Source organism: Pseudomonas sp. YuFO8 (genome assembly GCF_035065025.1).
GTDB classification, from domain to species: domain Bacteria; phylum Pseudomonadota; class Gammaproteobacteria; order Pseudomonadales; family Pseudomonadaceae; genus Aquipseudomonas; species Aquipseudomonas putida_AE.
Window position 1 is genome coordinate 71,745 of sequence record NZ_JAXDEQ010000005.1, and the last position, 20,014, is coordinate 91,758.

Annotated in this window: 16 protein-coding genes; 12 read left to right on the plus strand and 4 right to left on the minus strand. The window is 60.9% G+C overall.

Translation table 11 applies throughout. The annotated features are described in order from the left end of the window. Positions 1–95: 95 nt before the first annotated feature. Entirely contained in the window at positions 96–1,055 is a 960-nt protein-coding gene (locus SOP95_RS06435; RefSeq protein WP_323606588.1) for a GlxA family transcriptional regulator, read from the minus strand. A gap of 209 nt (positions 1,056–1,264) precedes the next feature. Here SOP95_RS06435 and choX point away from each other — a divergent pair, with 209 nt between their 5' ends. The 6 genes from choX (at position 1,265) to SOP95_RS06465 (ending at position 6,658) form a co-directional block, all read left to right on the plus strand. After that, positions 1,265–2,209: a choline ABC transporter substrate-binding protein gene (gene choX, locus SOP95_RS06440; protein ID WP_274075575.1), complete on the plus strand. Its 945-nt coding sequence runs from the start codon at positions 1,265–1,267 to the stop codon at positions 2,207–2,209. A 76-nt stretch (positions 2,210–2,285) separates the two neighbouring features. Further along, complete coding sequence (locus tag SOP95_RS06445; protein ID WP_274075576.1) at positions 2,286–3,173, plus strand: 3-keto-5-aminohexanoate cleavage protein; 888 nt, start codon at positions 2,286–2,288, stop codon at positions 3,171–3,173. Between the two features lie 142 nt (positions 3,174–3,315). Continuing rightward, entirely contained in the window at positions 3,316–4,281 is a 966-nt protein-coding gene (locus SOP95_RS06450) for an L-carnitine dehydrogenase (protein WP_274075577.1), read from the plus strand. A gap of 124 nt (positions 4,282–4,405) precedes the next feature. After that, positions 4,406–4,882 (plus strand): thioesterase family protein, encoded by a 477-nt coding sequence (locus SOP95_RS06455; protein ID WP_274075578.1) that lies wholly within the window; start codon positions 4,406–4,408, stop codon positions 4,880–4,882. 12 nt (positions 4,883–4,894) lie between these two features. Further along, positions 4,895–6,058: a gamma-butyrobetaine dioxygenase gene (locus SOP95_RS06460; RefSeq protein WP_274075579.1), complete on the plus strand. Its 1,164-nt coding sequence runs from the start codon at positions 4,895–4,897 to the stop codon at positions 6,056–6,058. A 333-nt stretch (positions 6,059–6,391) separates the two neighbouring features. Continuing rightward, a complete protein-coding gene (locus SOP95_RS06465; RefSeq protein WP_274075580.1) occupies positions 6,392–6,658 on the plus strand; it encodes a hypothetical protein in 267 nt (88 codons plus the stop codon). Between the two features lie 103 nt (positions 6,659–6,761). Here the strand turns inward: SOP95_RS06465 and SOP95_RS06470 are convergent, their stop codons facing one another. After that, a complete protein-coding gene (locus SOP95_RS06470; RefSeq protein WP_007975492.1) occupies positions 6,762–7,865 on the minus strand; it encodes a GlxA family transcriptional regulator in 1,104 nt (367 codons plus the stop codon). A 522-nt stretch (positions 7,866–8,387) separates the two neighbouring features. Further along, positions 8,388–9,764 carry an L-serine ammonia-lyase gene (locus SOP95_RS06475; protein WP_323606589.1) on the minus strand — a complete coding sequence of 459 codons (1,377 nt, stop codon included), beginning with the start codon at positions 9,762–9,764 and terminating at the stop codon, positions 8,388–8,390. A 438-nt stretch (positions 9,765–10,202) separates the two neighbouring features. Here SOP95_RS06475 and SOP95_RS06480 point away from each other — a divergent pair, with 438 nt between their 5' ends. The 3 genes from SOP95_RS06480 to choV all read left to right on the plus strand — a co-directional run bounded on the left by SOP95_RS06480 (position 10,203) and on the right by choV (position 13,237). Next, entirely contained in the window at positions 10,203–11,150 is a 948-nt protein-coding gene (locus tag SOP95_RS06480; RefSeq protein WP_274075581.1) for a choline ABC transporter substrate-binding protein, read from the plus strand. A 66-nt stretch (positions 11,151–11,216) separates the two neighbouring features. Continuing rightward, positions 11,217–12,062, plus strand: coding sequence for a choline ABC transporter permease subunit (gene choW, locus SOP95_RS06485; RefSeq protein WP_274075582.1), 846 nt, complete (start codon positions 11,217–11,219; stop codon positions 12,060–12,062). After that, complete coding sequence (gene choV / locus SOP95_RS06490) at positions 12,059–13,237, plus strand: choline ABC transporter ATP-binding protein (protein ID WP_274075583.1); 1,179 nt, start codon at positions 12,059–12,061, stop codon at positions 13,235–13,237. The genes choW and choV overlap by 4 nt, the downstream gene beginning before the upstream one ends. A gap of 198 nt (positions 13,238–13,435) precedes the next feature. On the opposite strand, the gene SOP95_RS06495 is transcribed toward choV, so the two are convergent. After that, a complete protein-coding gene (locus SOP95_RS06495; protein WP_274075695.1) occupies positions 13,436–15,376 on the minus strand; it encodes a BCCT family transporter in 1,941 nt (646 codons plus the stop codon). Positions 15,377–15,756: 380 nt separating this feature from the next. On the opposite strand from SOP95_RS06495, the gene betI reads away from it, so the two are divergent. From betI to betA, 3 genes are all read left to right on the plus strand, one after another. Then, positions 15,757–16,350, plus strand: a complete 594-nt coding sequence (gene betI, locus SOP95_RS06500) for a transcriptional regulator BetI (protein WP_274075584.1) — start codon at positions 15,757–15,759, stop codon at positions 16,348–16,350. Positions 16,351–16,412: 62 nt separating this feature from the next. Further along, positions 16,413–17,885, plus strand: coding sequence for a betaine-aldehyde dehydrogenase (betB, locus tag SOP95_RS06505; protein WP_274075585.1), 1,473 nt, complete (start codon positions 16,413–16,415; stop codon positions 17,883–17,885). Between the two features lie 152 nt (positions 17,886–18,037). Next, positions 18,038–19,738, plus strand: coding sequence for a choline dehydrogenase (gene betA / locus SOP95_RS06510; protein ID WP_274075586.1), 1,701 nt, complete (start codon positions 18,038–18,040; stop codon positions 19,736–19,738). The last annotated feature ends 276 nt before the right edge of the window (positions 19,739–20,014 follow it).

Sequence of the window (20,014 nt, forward strand, 5' to 3'; positions counted from 1 at the left end):
GAGCTAGCCTGCTGGCGATAGCGGTGTATCAGTCAATCTAGATGTTGACTGACACACCGTTATCGCCAGCAGGCTAGCTCCCACAAGGCGTAATTTCAGATCACTTTTTGTATATCGCTGATCCGCCGCCGGTCTTCCCGCGGACACCGCTCAAACTTCGCCCGATAACTGCGGGTGAAATACGACGGCGATTCAAACCCGCAGGCAATACTCACTTCCAGCACGCTCATATCGGTCTGCCGCAACAACTGCCGCGCCTTCTCCAGGCGCAAACGCAGATAGAAATTGCTCGGCGTGTCGTTCAAATGCAGGCGAAACAGCCGCTCCAGCTGACGCCGCGTCACCTTGATCGATTCCGCCAATTCCAGCGTACTCAACGGCGGTTCGCTGTGCTGCTCCATCTCACCAATCACCTGCACCAGTTTCTTGTTACTGATGCCATAACGCGTGGCGACTTCCATGCGCTGGTGGTCTTTGCGCGGGCGGATGCGGCCGAGCACGAATTGTTCGCTGACCTGGATCGCCAATTCCGGGCCGTGGGCCTGGGCGATCAGATCCAGCATTAAATCGATGGACGCGGTACCGCCGGCGGAGGTGATGCGCCGACGGTCGATCTCGAACAGTTCCTGGGTGACGCTGAGCTGCGGATACGACTCCTTGAAGGCGTCGATGGCTTCCCAGTGCAGGGTCAGGCGGTGGCCGTCGAGCAGGCTGGCTTCGGCGAGGATAAAGCTGCCAGTGTCGATGGCGCCGAGGGTGACGCCTTCAAGGTCCAGCCGGCGCAGCCAGTGCTCCAGCGCTGGAGTGGCGAACTTCAGCGGTTCAAAGCCGGCGACCACCAACAAGGTCGAGCCCTTCTTCAGTGGTTCCAGCGCCGCATCGGCATTGACCGACATGCCGTTGCTGGCCAGCACTGCCCCGCCATCGGCGCTCAATACATGCCAGCGATACAACTCGCCACGAAAACGATTGGCGACCCGCAACGGCTCGATGGCCGAGATAAATCCAATGGCCGAGAAACCCGGCATCAACAAGAAGTAGAAATCCTGGGACATGGTGCGCACTCGATGGCCGGTAACGAGAGGGCGGGTAGCGTGAGGACGTTGATACGCCACTTGCAACAGCCATTCAAGAGCACAGGTCGCTGCAGTGCAAGAGCTGGTCGCCGCAGTGCGCTTTCATGGCCGCTTAGCTGCGTAACTTGTCATCACCGGCGCATCAGACGCCGGAACTCACAATAATGAAACTGCCGAGGAACCTGAGAATGAAACGACTGATCAGCAGCTGTGTTCTTGCACTCAGTGGTACCGCTTTGCTGAGCGCCAGCGTCATGGCCGCGGAACCCGCCTCTTGCCAGAATGTGCGCATGGGCGTGGTGAACTGGACCGACGTGATCGCCACCAGTGCGATGACCCAGGTATTGCTCGACGGCCTCGGCTACAACACCAAACAAACCAGCGCCTCCCAGCAAATCATCTTCGCCGGGATCCGCGATCAGCGCCTGGACCTGTTCCTGGGTTACTGGAACCCGCTGATGACCCAGACCATCACCCCGTTCGTCGACGCCAATCAGGTCAAGGTGCTTGAAGCACCCAGCCTGAAAGATGCCCGCGCCACCCTCGCCGTTCCGACTTATCTTGCAGACAAGGGCCTGAAAACCTTCGCCGACATCGCCAGGTTCGAAAAAGAACTGGGCGGCAAGATCTACGGCATCGAGCCCGGCTCGGGCGCCAACACCCAGATTAAGGCGATGATCGCCAAGAACCAGTTCGGCCTCGGCAAGTTCCAACTGGTCGAATCCAGCGAAGCCGGCATGCTCGCGGCGGTGGATCGCGCGGTGCGCCGCAAGGAAGCCGTGGTGTTCTTCGGCTGGGCGCCGCACCCGATGAACGTCAACGTGCAGATGACCTACCTCACCGGCAGCGACGACGCCCTCGGCCCTAACGAAGGCATGGCCACGGTCTGGACCGTCACCGCGCCGAAATATGCCGAACAGTGCCCCAACATCGGACGCCTGCTGAGCAACCTGACGTTCACCGCCGAAGACGAGAGCCGGATGATGCAGCCACTACTGGATCACAAGGACGCCTTCGAATCGGCCAAACAGTGGCTGAACGATCACCCGCAAGACAAACAGCGCTGGCTCGAAGGCGTGACCACCTTCGATGGCAAGCCGGCGGCTGAGAACCTCAAGCTGACCAGCAAATAACCCCCTGACTTGAACCACCGATTCGCAGCCCGAACGGGCTGCGAACGGAACCACTACGCCTGTAAGGAACCGAAAAATGAACCACGACGTCATCATCACCTGCGCACTCACCGGTGCTGGCGACACGACCGCCAGGAGCCCACACGTGCCGGTCACCCCGAAACAGATCGCCGCTGCCGCCGTGGAAGCCGCCAAGGCCGGCGCCACCGTGGTTCACTGCCATGTCCGCGATCCTGAAACCGGCAAGTTCAGCCGCGACGTGGCGCTGTACCGCGAAGTGATGGAGCGCATCCGCGAGGCCGATGTCGACATCATCGTCAACCTCACCGCCGGTATGGGTGGTGACCTGGAAATCGGCGCTGGCGAGAAGCCGATGGAGTTCGGCCCGAACACCGACCTGGTCGGCCCGCTGACCCGCCTGGCCCATGTCGAAGAACTGCTGCCGGAAATCTGCACCCTCGATTGCGGCACGCTGAACTTTGGCGATGGCGACACCATCTACGTCTCCACCCCGGCGCAGCTGCGTGCTGGCGCCAAACGCATCCAGGAGCTGGGCGTGAAGGCCGAGCTGGAGATTTTCGACACCGGTCACCTGTGGTTCGCCAAACAGATGATCAAGGAAGGCCTGCTCGACAACCCGCTGTTCCAACTGTGCCTGGGCATCCCGTGGGGCGCACCTGCCGACACCACCACCATGAAAGCCATGGTCGACAACCTGCCTGCAGACGCCGTCTGGGCCGGTTTCGGCATCGGCCGCATGCAAATGCCGATGGCCGCGCAAGCCGTGCTGTTGGGTGGCAACGTGCGCGTCGGGCTGGAAGACAACCTGTGGCTGGACAAGGGCGTGCTGGCGACCAACGGCCAGTTGGTCGAGCGTGCGACAGAAATCCTCAGCCGCCTCGGCGCTCGTGTGCTGACCCCGGCTGAAGGCCGCAAGAAAATGGGCCTGACCCAGCGCGGCTGATTGCACTTACACCCTACCCCTGCAGGAGCCGGCTTGCCGGCGAAGAGGCCGGTAAATCCACCGCATCTTCTGCGGTGCTGAAATCGCCTTCGCCGGCAAGCCGGCTCCTACAGGGGTTCACCGAACTCTTCAGGAAGTTGCCATGACCTTCATTACCGAAATCAAAATCTTCGCAGCGCTGGGCAGCGGTGTCATCGGCAGCGGCTGGGTGTCCCGTGCCCTCGCCCATGGCCTGGACGTGGTGGCTTGGGACCCGGCGCCCGGTGCCGAGGCCGCCCTGCGCAAACGCGTTGCCAATGCCTGGGGCGCCCTGGAAAAACAGGGCCTGGCACCTGGCGCCTCGCAGGATCGCCTGCGCTTTGTCACGACCATTGAAGAATGCGTGCGCGACGCCGATTTCATCCAGGAAAGCGCCCCTGAACGCCTTGAACTGAAACTGGAACTGCACAGCAAGATCAGCGCCGCGGCCAAGCCCGATGCCTTGATCGGTTCCAGCACTTCCGGCCTGCTGCCGAGCGAGTTTTACGAGAGTTCGACTCACCCGGAACGCTGCGTGGTCGGGCACCCGTTCAATCCGGTTTACCTGTTGCCATTGGTGGAGGTGGTCGGCGGCAAGAACACCGCCCCCGAAGCCGTGCAAGCGGCGATGAAAGTCTACGAATCCCTCGGCATGCGCCCGCTGCATGTGCGCAAGGAAGTGCCGGGATTCATCGCCGACCGCCTGCTCGAAGCGCTGTGGCGCGAGGCGTTGCACCTGGTCAACGACGGTGTCGCGACCACCGGCGAAATTGACGATGCGATCCGTTTTGGCGCCGGTTTGCGCTGGTCGTTCATGGGCACGTTCCTGACCTACACGCTCGCCGGTGGCGACGCCGGCATGCGCCACTTCATGGCCCAGTTCGGCCCGGCCTTGCAGTTGCCGTGGACTTACCTGCCGGCGCCGGAGCTGACCGACAAGTTGATCGACGATGTGGTGGACGGCACCAGCGATCAGTTGGGCAAACACAGCATTTCGGCGCTGGAGCGCTATCGTGATGACTGCCTGCTGGCCGTGCTGGAAGCGGTGAAGACCACCAAAGAGAAGCATGGGATGGCATTCAGCGAGTAATCGACTATCAGGACTGGCCCCATCGCCAGCAGGCTGGCTCCCACAGGAGAATGCATTCCAATGTGGGAGCCAGCCTGCTGGCGATGACGGCATTCCAATCACAATCTGTTCTGGATCAGCCATCATGCCCGCCCTCACCACCTACCAAACCAGAATCATCCCCGACTGGGTCGACTACAACGGCCACCTGCGCGACGCGTTCTACCTGCTGATCTTCAGCTACGCCACTGACGCCCTGATGGATCGCCTCGGCATGGACAGCAACAACCGCGAAGCCAGCGGCAACTCGCTGTTCACCCTCGAACTGCACCTCAATTACCTGCACGAAGTGAAGCTCGACGCCGAGGTCGAGGTGCACACACAAATCATCGCCCACGACAGCAAACGCCTGCACCTCTACCACAGCCTGCATCGGGTCGGTGACGACCAAGAGCTCGCGGGTAATGAACAAATGCTGCTGCACGTCGACCTCGCCGGGCCGCGCTCTACACCATTCAGCGAAGATACCCTGGGCAAACTGCAAGCCATCGTCGCCGAACAGACCGACCTGCCCGCCCCCGCCTACGTCGGCCGAGTGATCGCATTACCGCCAAAAAAATAACCAGGAGATCCCATGAACACCGCCGCCGCTTTTGCCGACTTCCGTACTTATCCATTGATCAGCGCGCTGACCGGCGTGCAGGCCATGGCCGATCGTGTCCTGGTGAAGTGGGCCGACAACCGCGTCAGCCCCTTTCACCACCCCTGGCTGCGGGACAATTGCCCGTGCCCGTCATGCGTCTACACGGTGACCCGCGAACAGGTGCTGGAAATCGTCGATGTACCAGAAAACCTGATGCCCGCCCAAACCAGCATCGACGCTGAAGGTTGCCTGAGCGTGCAATGGCAGGATGGCCACCTCAGCCGCTTCGACCCCGGCTGGTTGCGGGCCCACGCCTACGACGACGAATCCCGCGCCGAGCGCCTGGCCGGCAAGCCCAAGGCCAGGCTTTGGCACAGTGATCTGCAGTTGCCGGTGTTCGACTATCAAGCGCTGATGAAGGACAACGACGCCCTGCTGCAATGGCTGCTGGCCGTGCGCGACACCGGCCTGACCCAGGTCCGTGGCGTCCCCACCGAGCCCGGCTCGCTGAAGCTGATCGCCCAGCGCATTTCCTTCATCCGCGAGAGCAATTTCGGCGTGCTGTTCAACGTGCAATCCAAGGCCGATGCCGACAGCAACGCCTATACCGCTTTCAACCTGCCGTTGCACAGCGACCTGCCGACCCGGGAGTTACAACCGGGGCTGCAATTCCTGCATTGCCTGGTCAACGATGCCGAGGGTGGCGAGAGTATTTTCGTCGACGGTTTTGCCATCGCCGACGCCTTGCGCCGCGAAGACCCGGAGGCATTCACCAGCCTTTGCAAGATCCCCGTGGAGTTTCGCAACAAGGACCGCCACAGCGACTACCGTTGCCTCGCGCCGATCATCGCCCTGGATGCTTTGGGGCAGGTGTCGGAGATTCGCATGGCGAACTTTCTGCGGGGGCCGTTCGATGCGTCGGTGGAGCAGATGCCCAGGCTGTATCACGCCTATCGCCGCTTCATTGCGATGACGCGCGAGCCCCGATTCAGGCTGATGCAAAGGCTCAATCCGGGCGAGCTCTGGTGCTTCGACAACCGTCGCACTTTGCATGCGCGCAATGCGTTTGATCCCGCCACCGGGGCGCGGCATTTCCAGGGGTGTTATGTGGATCGAGATGAGTTGTTGTCGCGCATTCTTGTGTTGCAACGCTAGACCGCGTCATCGTTTTTCGCGAGCAAGCCCGCTCCCACAGGGGATCTGTGCACGACATTGATCCAATGTGGGAGATTCACAGGCAAAAAAAAGCCCCGATCAAGCCGTGACAGGATCGAGGCAGAGGGTACTGTTGAGGAGCTGCCGTGGGAAGGTGACCAAACCCTCGTGAAGCGAGCTGGGTCCAGTGTGCCGACTCTCAGCGCAGGGAAATAGCCCGAAAACGACCTGTTCATAGTCAATGCTGCCATAACGACAAATCGCCCTTGCCGCCACTGCGTGCCACTACCAGAATCGAGCCACGACACCGTCCCCAGAAGAAGGATTAGCGTCATGATGTACGCCGATTTGATAGACCAGGAAGACCTGTTGGGCCAGCTCAAGGCATTGGGCTTTCATGTACCGACCGGCGCCACCGCCGAGCAGGCTTGCGAGTGTGCCGTGCGGGGTTTGAACAACGAACGGGCCACCGAGCTGCGCACCATGGTCAAGCAGATGTACACCAGCAGCGCGACGATCCTGCCGGCGGTGCGCCAGGCCATTGACAGGCAATTGCTGCCGGCATTGGCGGAGTACCAGCAGGGCCGCACTGCCCGTTAAGACGCCTTCGCGAGCAAGCCCGCTCCCACATTCAACCGAGTTCCATCATGGGAATGCGGTTGAATGTGGGAGCGGGCTTGCTCGCGAATGAAGGTGCCTCGGTCTAGAGCCTTACACTGGCAAACGTCGACTCATTACGCGCCTGACTCAGCGCCGACAACGGCCCCGACAACGGCGACAGCACCAACGCCTGTGGCAGCGGCATCATCGCCACCTGTTGCGTGGTGTTGGAACCCACACGCTCGTCACGCGGCGGAATGCCGAAGTATTCGCGGTAGCACTTGGAGAAGTGCGGCGTGGACACGAAGCCACAGACCGACGCCACTTCGATGATCGACATCGGCGTTTGCTTGAGCAGTTGCCGCGCGCGGATCAGGCGCAGTTTCAGGTAGTAACGCGACGGCGAGCAATGCAGGTACTTCTGGAACAGCCGCTCGAGCTGACGACGGGACACGGCGACGTACACCGCCAGTTCGTCGAGGTCGATCGGCTCTTCGAGGTTGGCTTCCATCAGCGCGACGATTTCCTGCAACTTCGGCTGATTGGTGCCGAGCATGTGCTTGAGCGGCACGCGCTGGTGGTCCTGTTCGTTGCGGATGCGCTCGTAGACGAACATCTCCGAGATCGCGGCCGACAGCTCGCGACCGTGATCGCGGCTGATCAGGTGCAGCATCATGTCCAGCGGCGCGGTGCCACCGGAGCTGGTGAAGCGGTTACGGTCGAGGGTGAACAGGCGGGTACTCATGGCCACCCGCGGAAACGCTTCCTGCATCGCCGCCAGGCATTCCCAGTGCACACTGCAATCGAAACCGTCCAGCAGGCCGGCGCAGGCCAGGGCCCAGCTACCGGTGCAGACTGCACCCAGGCGACGGGACTGACGGGCCTGGCTCTGCAGCCAGGACACGTGTTCGCGGGTAACAGTGCGTTGAATGCCGATACCACCGCAGACGATCACGGTGTCCATGGGAGGCGCTTTGTGCATGGAAGCGTCAGGCGTGATTTGCAAACCGTCACTGGCCCAGACTTGACCGCCATCGACGGTGAGGGTGGTCCAGCGATACAGCTCACGGCCGGACAACTGGTTGGCCATGCGCAGCGGTTCGACTGCGGAGGCCAGGGAAATCAGCGTGAAATTGTCCAGCAGCAGAAAGCCGATGGATTGAGGCGCACGGTTCTGGGGTTGGGCCCCGGAGTTGAACGTCGTCATCGCGGTATCTCCTCACACAAAGCGGGTGATGGCCTCAGGCGGAGGCTCTTGTTATTGCCATCGTTCTCGCGTGGGAGACGGGCTTTGTAATGACAGAGCAATTGCCATGCCTAAATTTGAATGCGCGTTCAATAACTCCTGAAAACGACGTCGGAATGTGTCTATATATGACGCGGCGGGAGTAGGGGTTATAAGTGCCATCAATGGCGGCAAGCGCTCTGCCCCGTTGCGTGTGAGCAAATCGGTAGCACTTGTGGGAACAGGGCTGCGGCGAGCCCTGCAAGAGTGTCACCGCAGGCACGGGTGACGGGTGGTCAGGGACAGGAGTGGTCCTGATTTTGAAGTCAGGTACTTATCTGTAAGCGACGCGCCAAAAGGTGGCGTGTTTTAAATCGGGTGTTCACTTAACGCGCAGTTTTGACTGGTCTGGCCCCATCGCCAGCAGGCTGGCTCCCACAGGTTTTGTGGCCGATCCAAATCTACTGTGGGAGCCAGCCTGCTGGCGATAGGATCGACACGGTCTCAGCACTCCACCGCGCTTACCGCCAACCCACCCCGCGACGTCTCCTTATATTTGTCATGCATATCGGCACCGGTATCGCGCATCGTGCGGATCACCCGATCCAGCGAGATAAAGTGCTGACCATCGCCGCGCAAAGCCATCTGCGCAGCGTTGATCGCTTTCACCGCGGCAATCGCATTGCGCTCGATACACGGCACCTGCACCAGGCCGCCCACCGGATCGCACGTGAGTCCCAGGTTGTGCTCCAGGCCGATTTCCGCCGCGTTACACAGTTGTTCCGGTGTGGCCCCGAGGATTTCCGCCAAACCCGCCGCCGCCATGGCGCAGGCCGAACCGACTTCGCCCTGGCATCCGACTTCGGCCCCGGAGATCGAGGCGTTCTTCTTGCACAGGATCCCCACCGAAGCCGCGCCGAGCAGGTAGTCGACGACATTGGCGTCGGTCACGTCCTCGCTGAATTTCATGAAGTAGTGCAACACCGCCGGAATGATCCCCGCCGCGCCATTGGTCGGCGCCGTGACCATGCGCCCGCCGGCGGCGTTCTCTTCGTTGACCGCCAGGGCAAACAGGTTGACCCACTCCATCGCGCTCAGCGTCGAGCCGATCACATTGGGCTTGTTCAGCTCCTGCAAGCTGCGGTGCAACTTGGCCGCGCGACGGCGCACGTTGAGGCCACCGGGCAGGATGCCCTCGTGCTTGAGGCCGTGCTCGACGCAATCCTGCATGGCGCGCCACAGGTGCATCAGGCCACTGCGGATTTCCTCTTCGCTGCGCCAGACCTTCTCGTTGGCCATCATCAGTTCGGCCACCCGCAGGTTGTGCGTTTTACACAGCTCCAGCAACTCGGCCGCGCTGGAAAAATCGTACGGCAGCTCGGTGCGATCCATGTCGACCACCCCGCTGCTGGCTTGCGCCTCATCGACGACAAAACCGCCGCCGACCGAATAGTAGGTGTCGCGATGCAACTCGCCGTCATCGCCTTCGACAATCAGGGTCATGGCATTGGGGTGAAACGGCAGGTTTTCATCGATCAGGCGCATGTCCCTGGACCAGATGAACGGGACCGGCAAACGGCCGTCGAGCAACAAGGTGCCCGTTTCCCGCAGGATGTCGATGCGCAGGCCGATTTGCGACGGATCGATCGCATCCGGCCACTCGCCCATCAGCCCCATGATCACCGCGTTGTCGCTGCCGTGACCGATGCCGGTGGCCGACAGCGACCCGAAGAGCTGAACTTCGACTCGCCGAACCTGCTCGAGCAGCCCCCGCTCACGCAAACCCTGCACGAACAACGCCGCCGCCCGCATAGGCCCCACGGTGTGTGAACTGGACGGGCCGATGCCGATTTTGAACAGGTCGAAAACACTGATAGCCATTGCTGCCGGACTCCTGGATGTGCCAACGCCCAGGCGCAAAAGCGCCCGGTGACGGAGCTGCTACGCTCAAGCTGCAATCCGTCGGGATGGCCGCATCATCAGGCTTTTATCCTGTCGTTCGACGTCTCACACCGACGCACTCATGTCCACGAACGCCGCGTGTCTTTCACGTCGTGTTTGCGCCGTTTTTTTGCGGTTCAGACGGACAAAAGAGGCTGAAAAAAGCTGTAAACGACGTCACCGACACTGGATGCGACCATCCCTGTACTGGTTACGACGCACCCTGTAGGCGTCAGATTTTCACTGGTACATGATCGTATCGACTCGATTGCAAGGCGCCGTGGTAGAGCTGTCTCCAAAACGCCATCCAACCGCAACCTATAAGTGCGGTGGTTCCAGTCGGAAACACTGCCAAAAAAAACACCAAGGAGTCCATCCATGAAAGGTTCCCCGTCGTTGTTGTTGGCCGCCCTGCTTAGTCTGCCGGTTCTGGCGCAAGCCGCCGAACCGGCCCAATGCAACACCGTAAACTTCTCAGACGTCGGCTGGACCGACATTACCGCGACAACCGCGACCACCAGCGTCGTGCTCAACGCCCTCGGCTACAAGACCAAGACCACCATGATTTCCGTGCCCGTGACCTACAAGTCCCTGGCCGACGGCAAGAACATGGACGTGTTCCTGGGCAACTGGATGCCGACCATGGAAAACGACATCAAGCCCTACCGCGATGCCGGCACCGTGGACACCGTGCGCACCAACCTCAAGGGCGCCAAATATACCCTCGCCGTTCCCCAGGCGCTGTACGACAAGGGGCTGCATGATTTCGCCGACATCGCCAAGTTCAAGAAGGAACTGGACGGCAAGATCTACGGCATCGAGCCGGGCAACGACGGCAACCGCCTGATCCAGAGTATGATCGACAAGAACGCCTTCGGCCTCAAGGACGCCGGTTTCAAGGTCGTCGAGTCCAGCGAGGCCGGCATGCTGTCGCAGGTCGACCGCGCGCAGAAACGCGACACCGCCGTGGTGTTCCTGGGCTGGGCCCCGCACCCGATGAACAAGCGCTTCAAGATTCAATACCTGACCGGCGGCGACGACTTCTTCGGCCCCGATTTTGGCGCCGCCACCGTGGCGACCAACACCCGCAAGGGCTACGCCTCGGAATGCAGCAACGTCGGTCAGTTGCTGAAGAACCTGGAGTTCACCGTCGACATGGAAAGTGAACTGATGGGCAACATCCTGGACGACAAAATGAAGCCTGACGCGGCCGCCAAGGCCTGGCTGAAAAAGAATCCCCAGGTGCTCGATACCTGGCTCGCTGGCGTGACCACCATTGACGGTAAACCTGGCCTGGAGGCCGTGAAAGCCAAGCTCGCACAGTAATCGCTTATGCCGGGCGGGTTCGCCCGCCCGGGCTGTTTATCTCCTTGCATGCGGACGTTCACTACCATGCTGATTGATCAGAAAATACCTCTAGGCCAGTACATCGCAGGCTTCGTTGAATGGTTGACGCAACACGGCGCCAACACCTTCGACGCAATTGCCGTGTCACTGGAAACGATGATCCACGGCGTGACGTTTGCGCTGACCTGGTTCAACCCGCTGGTCTTGATCGGCCTAATCGCAATACTTGCCCACTTCATCCAGCGCAAATGGGGCCTCACCGCCTTCGTCATTGCCTCCTTCCTGCTGATCCTCAACCTGGGGTACTGGCAGGAAACCATGGAAACCCTCGCCCAGGTGTTGTTCGCCACCCTGGTCTGCGTATTGATCGGCGTGCCGTTGGGCATCGTCGCCGCGCACAAACCGATGTTCTACACCATGATGCGTCCGGTGCTCGATCTGATGCAGACCGTGCCGACCTTCGTCTACCTCATTCCTACCCTGACTCTCTTCGGTCTGGGTGTGGTCCCGGGCCTGATCTCCACGGTGGTGTTCGCGATTGCCGCGCCCATCCGCCTGACCTACCTGGGCATCCGCGATGTCCCGCAAGAACTGATGGACGCCGGCAAGGCCTTCGGCTGCTCGCGCCGTCAACTGCTCTCACGTATCGAACTGCCCCACGCCATGCCAAGCATCGCGGCCGGCATCACCCAGTGCATCATGCTGTCGCTGTCGATGGTGGTGATCGCGGCACTGGTGGGCGCCGACGGCCTGGGCAAACCCGTGGTCAACGCACTGAATACCGCTGATATCGCCCTGGGCTTCGAAGCAGGCCTGGCGATCGTACTGCTGGCGATCATGCTCGACCGTATCTGCAAACAACCCGACGCTAAAGTAGGGGGTGACGCATGAGCATAATTCGCTTCGAAGACGTCGACGTAATCTTCACCAAGGATCCGCGCGAGGCCCTGAAGCTTCTCGATCAAGGTTTGACCCGCAGCGAGATCCTGAAAAAGACCGGGCAGATCGTTGGCGTGGAAAAGGCCAGCCTGGACATCGAAAAAGGTGAAATCTGCGTGCTGATGGGCCTGTCCGGCTCCGGCAAATCCAGCCTGTTGCGTTGCATCAACGGCCTCAACACCGTCAGCCGTGGCAAGCTGTACGTCGAGCACGAAGGCAAGCAGATCAACATTGCTGCCTGTACCCCGGCCGAACTGAAAATGATGCGCACCAAGCGCATCGCCATGGTGTTCCAGAAGTTCGCCCTGATGCCTTGGCTGACGGTGCGCGAGAACATCAGCTTCGGCCTGGAAATGCAGGGCCGTCCGGAGAAGGAACGCAAGAAACTGGTCGATGAAAAACTCGAACTGGTAGGCCTGACCCAATGGCGCAACAAGAAACCCGATGAACTGTCCGGCGGCATGCAGCAACGTGTGGGCCTGGCCCGCGCGCTGGCGATGGACGCCGACATCCTGCTGATGGACGAACCGTTCTCCGCGCTCGACCCGCTGATCCGCCAGGGCCTGCAGGACGAACTGCTGGAACTGCAACGCAAGCTGAGCAAGACCATCGTCTTCGTGAGCCACGACCTCGATGAAGCCCTGAAGCTCGGCAGCCGTATCGCGATCATGAAGGACGGCCGGATCATCCAGTACAGCAAGCCTGAAGAAATCGTCCTCAACCCCGCGGACGACTACGTGCGCACCTTCGTCGCCCACACCAACCCGCTGAACGTGCTGTGCGGGCGCAGCCTGATGCGCACCCTGGACAACTGCAAGCGCATCAACGGTTCGGTGTGCCTCGATCCGGGTGGCGATTCGTGGCTCGACCTGGCCGAAGGCAACACCATCAAGGGCGCACGCCAGAACGGCTCGAGCCTGGATCTGCAGAACTGGGTACCGGGCCAGGCGGTTGAAGGCCTGGGTCGCCGGCCGACGCTGGTGGATTCGAACATCGGCATGCGCGATGCGCTGCAGATCCGCTACCAGACCGGCAACAAGCTGGTGCTGCACGACAACAACCATGTGGTGGGGATTCTCGGCGACAGCGAGCTGTACCACGCGCTGCTCGGCAAGAACCTGGGGTAAGGCAACAGACACAAAAACGCCGCGAGAGGATCGCGGCGTTTTTGTTTATGCGGACATCGGGCGATGCAGCGTTAAGGCCGATGGCCCCATCGCCAGCAGGCTGGCTCCCACAGGGGAATGCATTTCAATGTGGGAGCCAGCCTGCTGGCGATGGGGTCGACGCGGTGTTTCAGAGTGAAACACCGCGCCCCTCACAACTTAGCTATAGACCCGGCCAAGGAGCTGCCGATGGCTTTCAAACTGATCGAGCACATCACGGGTGATCTGATCCTGAGTGAAGCCCATCAGGTCGTAGTCCTGGCTGCCGTTGTGCAGGTACACCTCGGCGCGGTAGTAACGCTGGCGTGCCTCATCGGATTGAGCCGATTCGGTGGGCGTAGCCAGGTAACCATCCAGGCTGACTTCGTAGACAAACGGGTTGCCCTCTTCCATCTCCACCCGCACGCCCATGCAACGCTTGGACTTGCCCAGCAACGTCTGCACTTCCAGGCCCTGGGCGCGCATTTGCGTGGTCGCATCCTGCAAGGCAGGGCTCACATGCTTGTCCATGAAGCGCTGCACCACCGACTGGCTCGGCTGCAGGTCCAGCTGGGTCAAGCGCTCGCTGAAACCACGACGACCACGGGCCGCCAGTTCCGCTTGCTCCTGTTCGATCTGCACGTCCTGGCGCATGGCCTTGTGCAAGCCGAACATGAAGCACACCAACACCACCGAGAACGGCAGGCCGGCCAGCACCACCATGGTTTGCATGGCTTCGAAGTTACCGGCGAACAGCAGGCCGATGGTCACCAGGGTGATCACCACAGACCAGAAGATCCGCAGCCAGTGCGGCGCATCTTCATCGACGTTGCCGCCTTTGCACGACAGGTTGGCCATCATCACCGCGCCGGAATCCGCCGGCGTCAGGAACAACACGAATCCCACGAAGATCGACACGCCGATCACCACTTTCGACGCCGGGTAATGCTCGAGCAACTGGTAGATCGCCATGGACGGCTGCTCCAGCGCCGTCTTCCCGAGTTCCACCGCCCCGTGGTTCATCACCAGGTCCAGGGCCGAGTTACCGAAGATCGACAGCCACGCCAGGGTGAAACCCAATGGAATCAGCAACACGCCAGCCACCAGTTCACGCACCGTGCGACCACGGGAAATACGCGCGATGAACATGCCCACGAACGGCGCCCAGGAAATCCACCAGGCCCAGTAGAACAGGGTCCACAGGCCCAACCAGCGGTCGGACTTCTCGCTGTCGCCTTCGTACACATACAGGTCGAAAGTCTTCAGCACCACGCCGTTGAGGTAGTCACCGACGTTTTGCACGAAGCCGTTGAGCAGGTGCAGGGTCGGGCCGAACAGCAGGACGAAAATCAGCAGGCCGCTGAACAGCACGATGTTGAGGTTGGACAGGCGACGAATGCCGTTTTCCACCCCGGACACGGCAGCAATGGTCGCCACGGTGCTCATCACGATGATCACGATCAGCAGGTTGGTGTTGCTGTGTTCCATGCCGAACAGGTTTTCCAGGCCCGACGACACCTGCAGCGAACCGATCCCCAGGTTGGTCACCAGACCCAACAGGGTCACGAACATGCCGAAGCCGTCCACCGCATGCCCGGCCGCGCCCTTGACCCAACGCTCGCCCACCAGCGGATACAGCGCCGAACGCAGCGCCAGCGGCTGGTTATGCCGGTAGGCGAAATACGCCACCGCCAGGCCGACCAGGGCGTAGATCGCCCAGCCATGCAGGCCCCAGTGCAGGAACGTCAGCTGCACCGCCTGACGGGCGGCAAGGTTGCTGCCGGCCACGCCTTCCGGCGGGTTGAAGTAGTGGTCCAGCGGCTCGGAAGCACCGAAGTACAGCAGCGAGATGCCGATCCCCGACGAGAACAGCATCCCCGCCCAGGCGCCGTAGCTGAAGTCCGGGGTGTCGTCCTTGCTGCCCAGTTTCAATTTGCCGTAGGACGAGAACGCCAGGCCGACCACGAAGATCAGGTAGGCGGCAATCACCACCATGTAGTACCAGCCGAAGCTGCGGGACAACCAGGCTTGCGCCATACCGAGCAGTCTGCCGGCCTCTTGCGGGGCGATGATCAGAATGGCGGTCAACAACAGAATCAACGCGGTAGAGGTGTAGAACACCCAACCGTTGACCGTCACCTTCTCGGGTGGGGTCTTTATTAGCGAGGCAGAACTCATGGCACAGATGCTCCGGGCAGTGCGAGAGAAGAACGCAAGGCAAACGGGTTACCCGACCAATCGGTTAGTGGGCAGCCGACCAGCGGGTGATATAAAGACAACCCCAAAGGGCCCGAAGCCCCTTGAGCGCCGTGGCGCGTAGGTTTCGAGCATTTACGGAAGTCGTTTTTTTCGCCGCTACGCGTCGGAAAACTCTGTAGGCAGCGACGATTTGTCGCAGATCTTATTCTTTGTTGATTGAACGTTCAATCAAAACAAAATAGACTGGCCCTCAATCCGATAGACGTCCTGCGTCTGCCGGAAGGCCTAAGGAGATGTGCAAGATGCCCAAGGTCGGTATGCAACCCATCCGTCGCCAGCAGTTGATCGAAGCCACATTGCTGGCGGTCGACCAGGTCGGAATGGGGGACGCCAGCATTGCGCTGATCGCCCGTTTGGCCGGTGTCTCGAATGGCATCATCAGTCACTACTTTCAGGACAAGAATGGCCTGATCGCCGCCACCATGGGGTACTTGATGACTGTGCTGAGCGAGAACGTCACCGCGCGCCGACTGGCGCTGACAGATGACAGCCCGCGGGCGCATCTGCAGGTGATCATCGAAGGCAACTTCGACGCCAGCCAGGTCAATGGCCCGGCAATGAAAACCTGGCTGGCCTTTTGGGCCACCAGCATGCACCAGCCGTCTTTGCACAGGTTGCAGCGGATCAACGATCACCGTCTGTATTCCAACCTGTGCTGCCAGTTCCGCCGCGTGTTGCCGCTCGATGAGGCGCGCACCGCCGCCCGGGGCCTGGCAGCGTTGATTGACGGCTTGTGGTTGCGCGGCGCGCTGTCGGGAGATGCTTTCGACACCGGGCAGGCACAACAGATCGCTTACGAATACATGGATATCCAACTGGCCAAGCGGGTGAGTTAGAGCACATATAGAACGCTCGACATCCGCACCGTGCCAACAACCAATGCACTTGCGAGGACTTTATGGCCCGTTTCGAACTGCAAAAACTCTACATCGACGGCGGCTACAGCGACGCTGGCAGCGACGCCACTTTCGAAGCCATCAACCCGGCTAACGGTGAAGTCCTCGCAAAAGTACAACGCGCTACGAAGGAAGACGTCGAGCGCGCTGTGGTCAGCGCCGAAAAGGGCCAGAAGATCTGGGCCGCGATGACCGCCATGGAGCGTTCGCGCATCCTGCGTCGCGCCGTGGACATCCTGCGCGAGCGCAACGATGAACTGGCCGCCCTGGAAACCCTGGACACCGGCAAGTCGTACTCCGAAACCCGCTACGTCGACATCGTTACCGGCGCCGACGTGCTGGAGTACTACGCAGGCCTGGTTCCGGCCATCGAAGGCGAGCAGATTCCGCTGCGCACCACCTCGTTCGTCTACACCCGTCGCGAGCCGCTGGGCGTCGTGGCCGGTATCGGCGCGTGGAACTACCCGATCCAGATCGCCCTGTGGAAATCCGCACCGGCCCTGGCGGCCGGTAACGCGATGATCTTCAAGCCAAGCGAAGTCACCTCGCTGACCACCCTGAAACTGGCCGAGATCTACACCGAAGCCGGCCTGCCAGCAGGCGTGTTCAACGTCCTGACCGGCAGCGGCCGCGAAGTCGGCACCTGGCTGACCGAGCACCCGCGCATCGAAAAAGTCTCGTTCACCGGCGGCACCGACACCGGCAAGAAAGTCATGGCCAGCGCTTCGAGCTCTTCGCTGAAAGACGTGACCATGGAACTGGGTGGCAAATCGCCGCTGATCATCTGCGACGACGCCGACCTCGACCGCGCCGCCGACACCGCAATGATGGCCAACTTCTACAGCTCCGGTCAGGTCTGCACCAACGGCACCCGCGTGTTCGTGCCGGCGCACCTGAAAGCCGCTTTCGAAGCCAAGATCGTTGAGCGCGTTGCGCGCATTCGCGTCGGCAACCCGGAAGACGAAAACACCAACTTCGGCCCGCTGGTCAGCTTCGCCCACATGGAAAGCGTGCTGGGCTACATCGCCAAGGGCAAGGAAGAAGGTGCACGCCTGCTGTGCGGCGGCGAGCGTCTGACCGAAGGCGAATTCGCCAAGGGCGCGTTCGTTGCGCCGACCGTGTTCACCGACTGCAGCGATGACATGACCATCGTGCGTGAAGAAATCTTTGGCCCGGTGATGGCGATCCTCTCCTACGAGACCGAAGAAGAAGTGATCCGCCGTGCCAACGACACCGACTTCGGCCTGGCCGCCGGTATCGTCACCAAGGACCTGAACCGCGCCCACCGCGTGATTCATCAACTGGAAGCCGGTATCTGCTGGATCAACGCCTGGGGCGAGTCCGACGCGAAGATGCCGGTTGGCGGCTACAAGCAGTCGGGTGTTGGCCGTGAGAACGGCATCAGCTCGCTGAACAACTTCACCCGCATCAAATCGGTACAGGTCGAGCTGGGCGATTACGTCTCGGTGTTCTAACCCGGGTTGTGTATTGCCCTTGAGGCCGCTTTCGCTGGCAAGCCAGCTCCTACAGGGACAGCGCAATACCTGTGGGAGCCAGCCTGCTGGCGATCGAGTGCGCAGCACTCGCCGAGGCCTGACCTGAACCAACTTCAAAGAGGGTGCATTCAATGTCCCAAGAATTCGACTACATCATCATCGGTGCCGGCTCGGCCGGTAACACCCTGGCGACCCGTCTGACCGAAGACGCCGGCGTCACCGTCCTGCTGCTCGAAGCCGGTGGCCCGGACTACCGTTTCGACTTCCGCACGCAGATGCCGGCCGCCCTGGCGTTCCCGCTGCAAGGCCGTCGCTACAACTGGGCCTACGAAACCGATCCAGAGCCACACATGGACAATCGCCGGATGGAATGCGGTCGCGGCAAGGGCCTCGGTGGTTCCTCGCTGATCAACGGCATGTGCTACATCCGCGGCAATGCCATGGACTACGACGGCTGGGCGAAACTGCCAGGCCTGGAAGACTGGTCGTACCTGGACTGCCTGCCGTATTTCCGTAAAGCGGAAACCCGCGACATCGGCCCGAACGACTACCACGGTGGCGACGGTCCGGTCAGCGTGACCACACCGAAAGCCGGCAACAACCCGCTGTTCCACGCCATGGTTGATGCAGGCGTGCAGGCCGGTTACCCGCGCACCGAAGACTTGAACGGCTACCAGCAGGAAGGCTTCGGCCCGATGGACCGCACCGTGACCCCCAAAGGTCGTCGTGCTTCCACCGCCCGCGGTTACCTGGACGTGGCCAAGAAGCGTTCGACCCTGACCATCGTCACCCACGCCCTGACCGACAAGATCCTGTTCGACGGCAAGCGTGCGGTCGGCGTGCGTTACCTGGTCGGCGACGCCGAAGAGCGCGTTGAAGCCAAGGCGCGCAAGGAAGTGCTGTTGTGCTCCGGCGCCATCGCTTCGCCGCAGATCCTGCAACGCTCCGGCGTCGGCCCGGCCGAACTGCTGAACAAGCTCGACATTCCGGTGGTCCACGACCTGCCGGGCGTGGGTGAAAACCTGCAGGACCACCTTGAGCTGTACCTGCAATACGCTTGCACCCAACCGGTCTCGCTGTACCCGTCGCTGCTCTGGTACAACCAGCCGGCCATCGGTGCCGAGTGGCTGTTCAACGGCACCGGCATCGGCGCCAGCAACCAGTTCGAAGCCGGCGGTTTCATCCGTACCCGTCCGGAATTCGAATGGCCGAACATCCAATACCACTTCCTGCCGGTGGCGATTAACTACAACGGCAGCAACGGTGTGAAAGAACACGGCTTCCAGGCGCACATGGGCTCCATGCGTTCGCCAAGCCGCGGGCGCATCCAGGCCAAGTCCAAGGACCCGCGCCAGCACCCGAGCATCCTGTTCAACTACATGGCCACCGAGCAGGACTGGCAGGAATTTCGCGATGGCATCCGCCTGACCCGTGAAATCATGCAGCAACCTGCGCTGGACGCCTTCCGTGGTCGCGAAATCAGCCCGGGCATCGAAGTGCAAACCGATGAGCAGCTGGACAAGTTCATCCGCGAACACGCCGAAACCGCGTTCCACCCGTCCTGCTCGTGCAAGATGGGCACCGACGAGATGGCCGTGGTCGATGGCGAAGGTCGCGTGCATGGCATGCAAGGCCTGCGCGTGGTCGATGCGTCGATCATGCCGATCATCACCACCGGCAACCTGAACGCGCCGACGATCATGATGGCCGAGAAAATCGCCGACAAGATCCGTGGCCGCCAGCCATTGCCGCGCAGCAAGGCCAACTACTACGTAGCGGGCGATGCGCCGGTGAAGGGCAAGCCTATGCGTGAAGTGGGCCAGACGGCTTAACCACTAGCGAACTGGCTTCAAACAAAACCGTCAACCTTCCCGGGTTGGCGGTTTTTTTTGGCTAGCACATACTGCTTTAAACAAACAACAATCATCACAACAAGTAACTAAAAACAATTACAAACACTTCCACAAAACTCGCAACACATGTATTCACACTAACATAAAAACCTCCATTACTATCCGCGCCCCAATTCAATCGGACACGAGCAGTTTTAATGGAAATCAAGGACATGCCTGATATCGACTACCCCAAGGTCCTAAGTTATTTCCGAG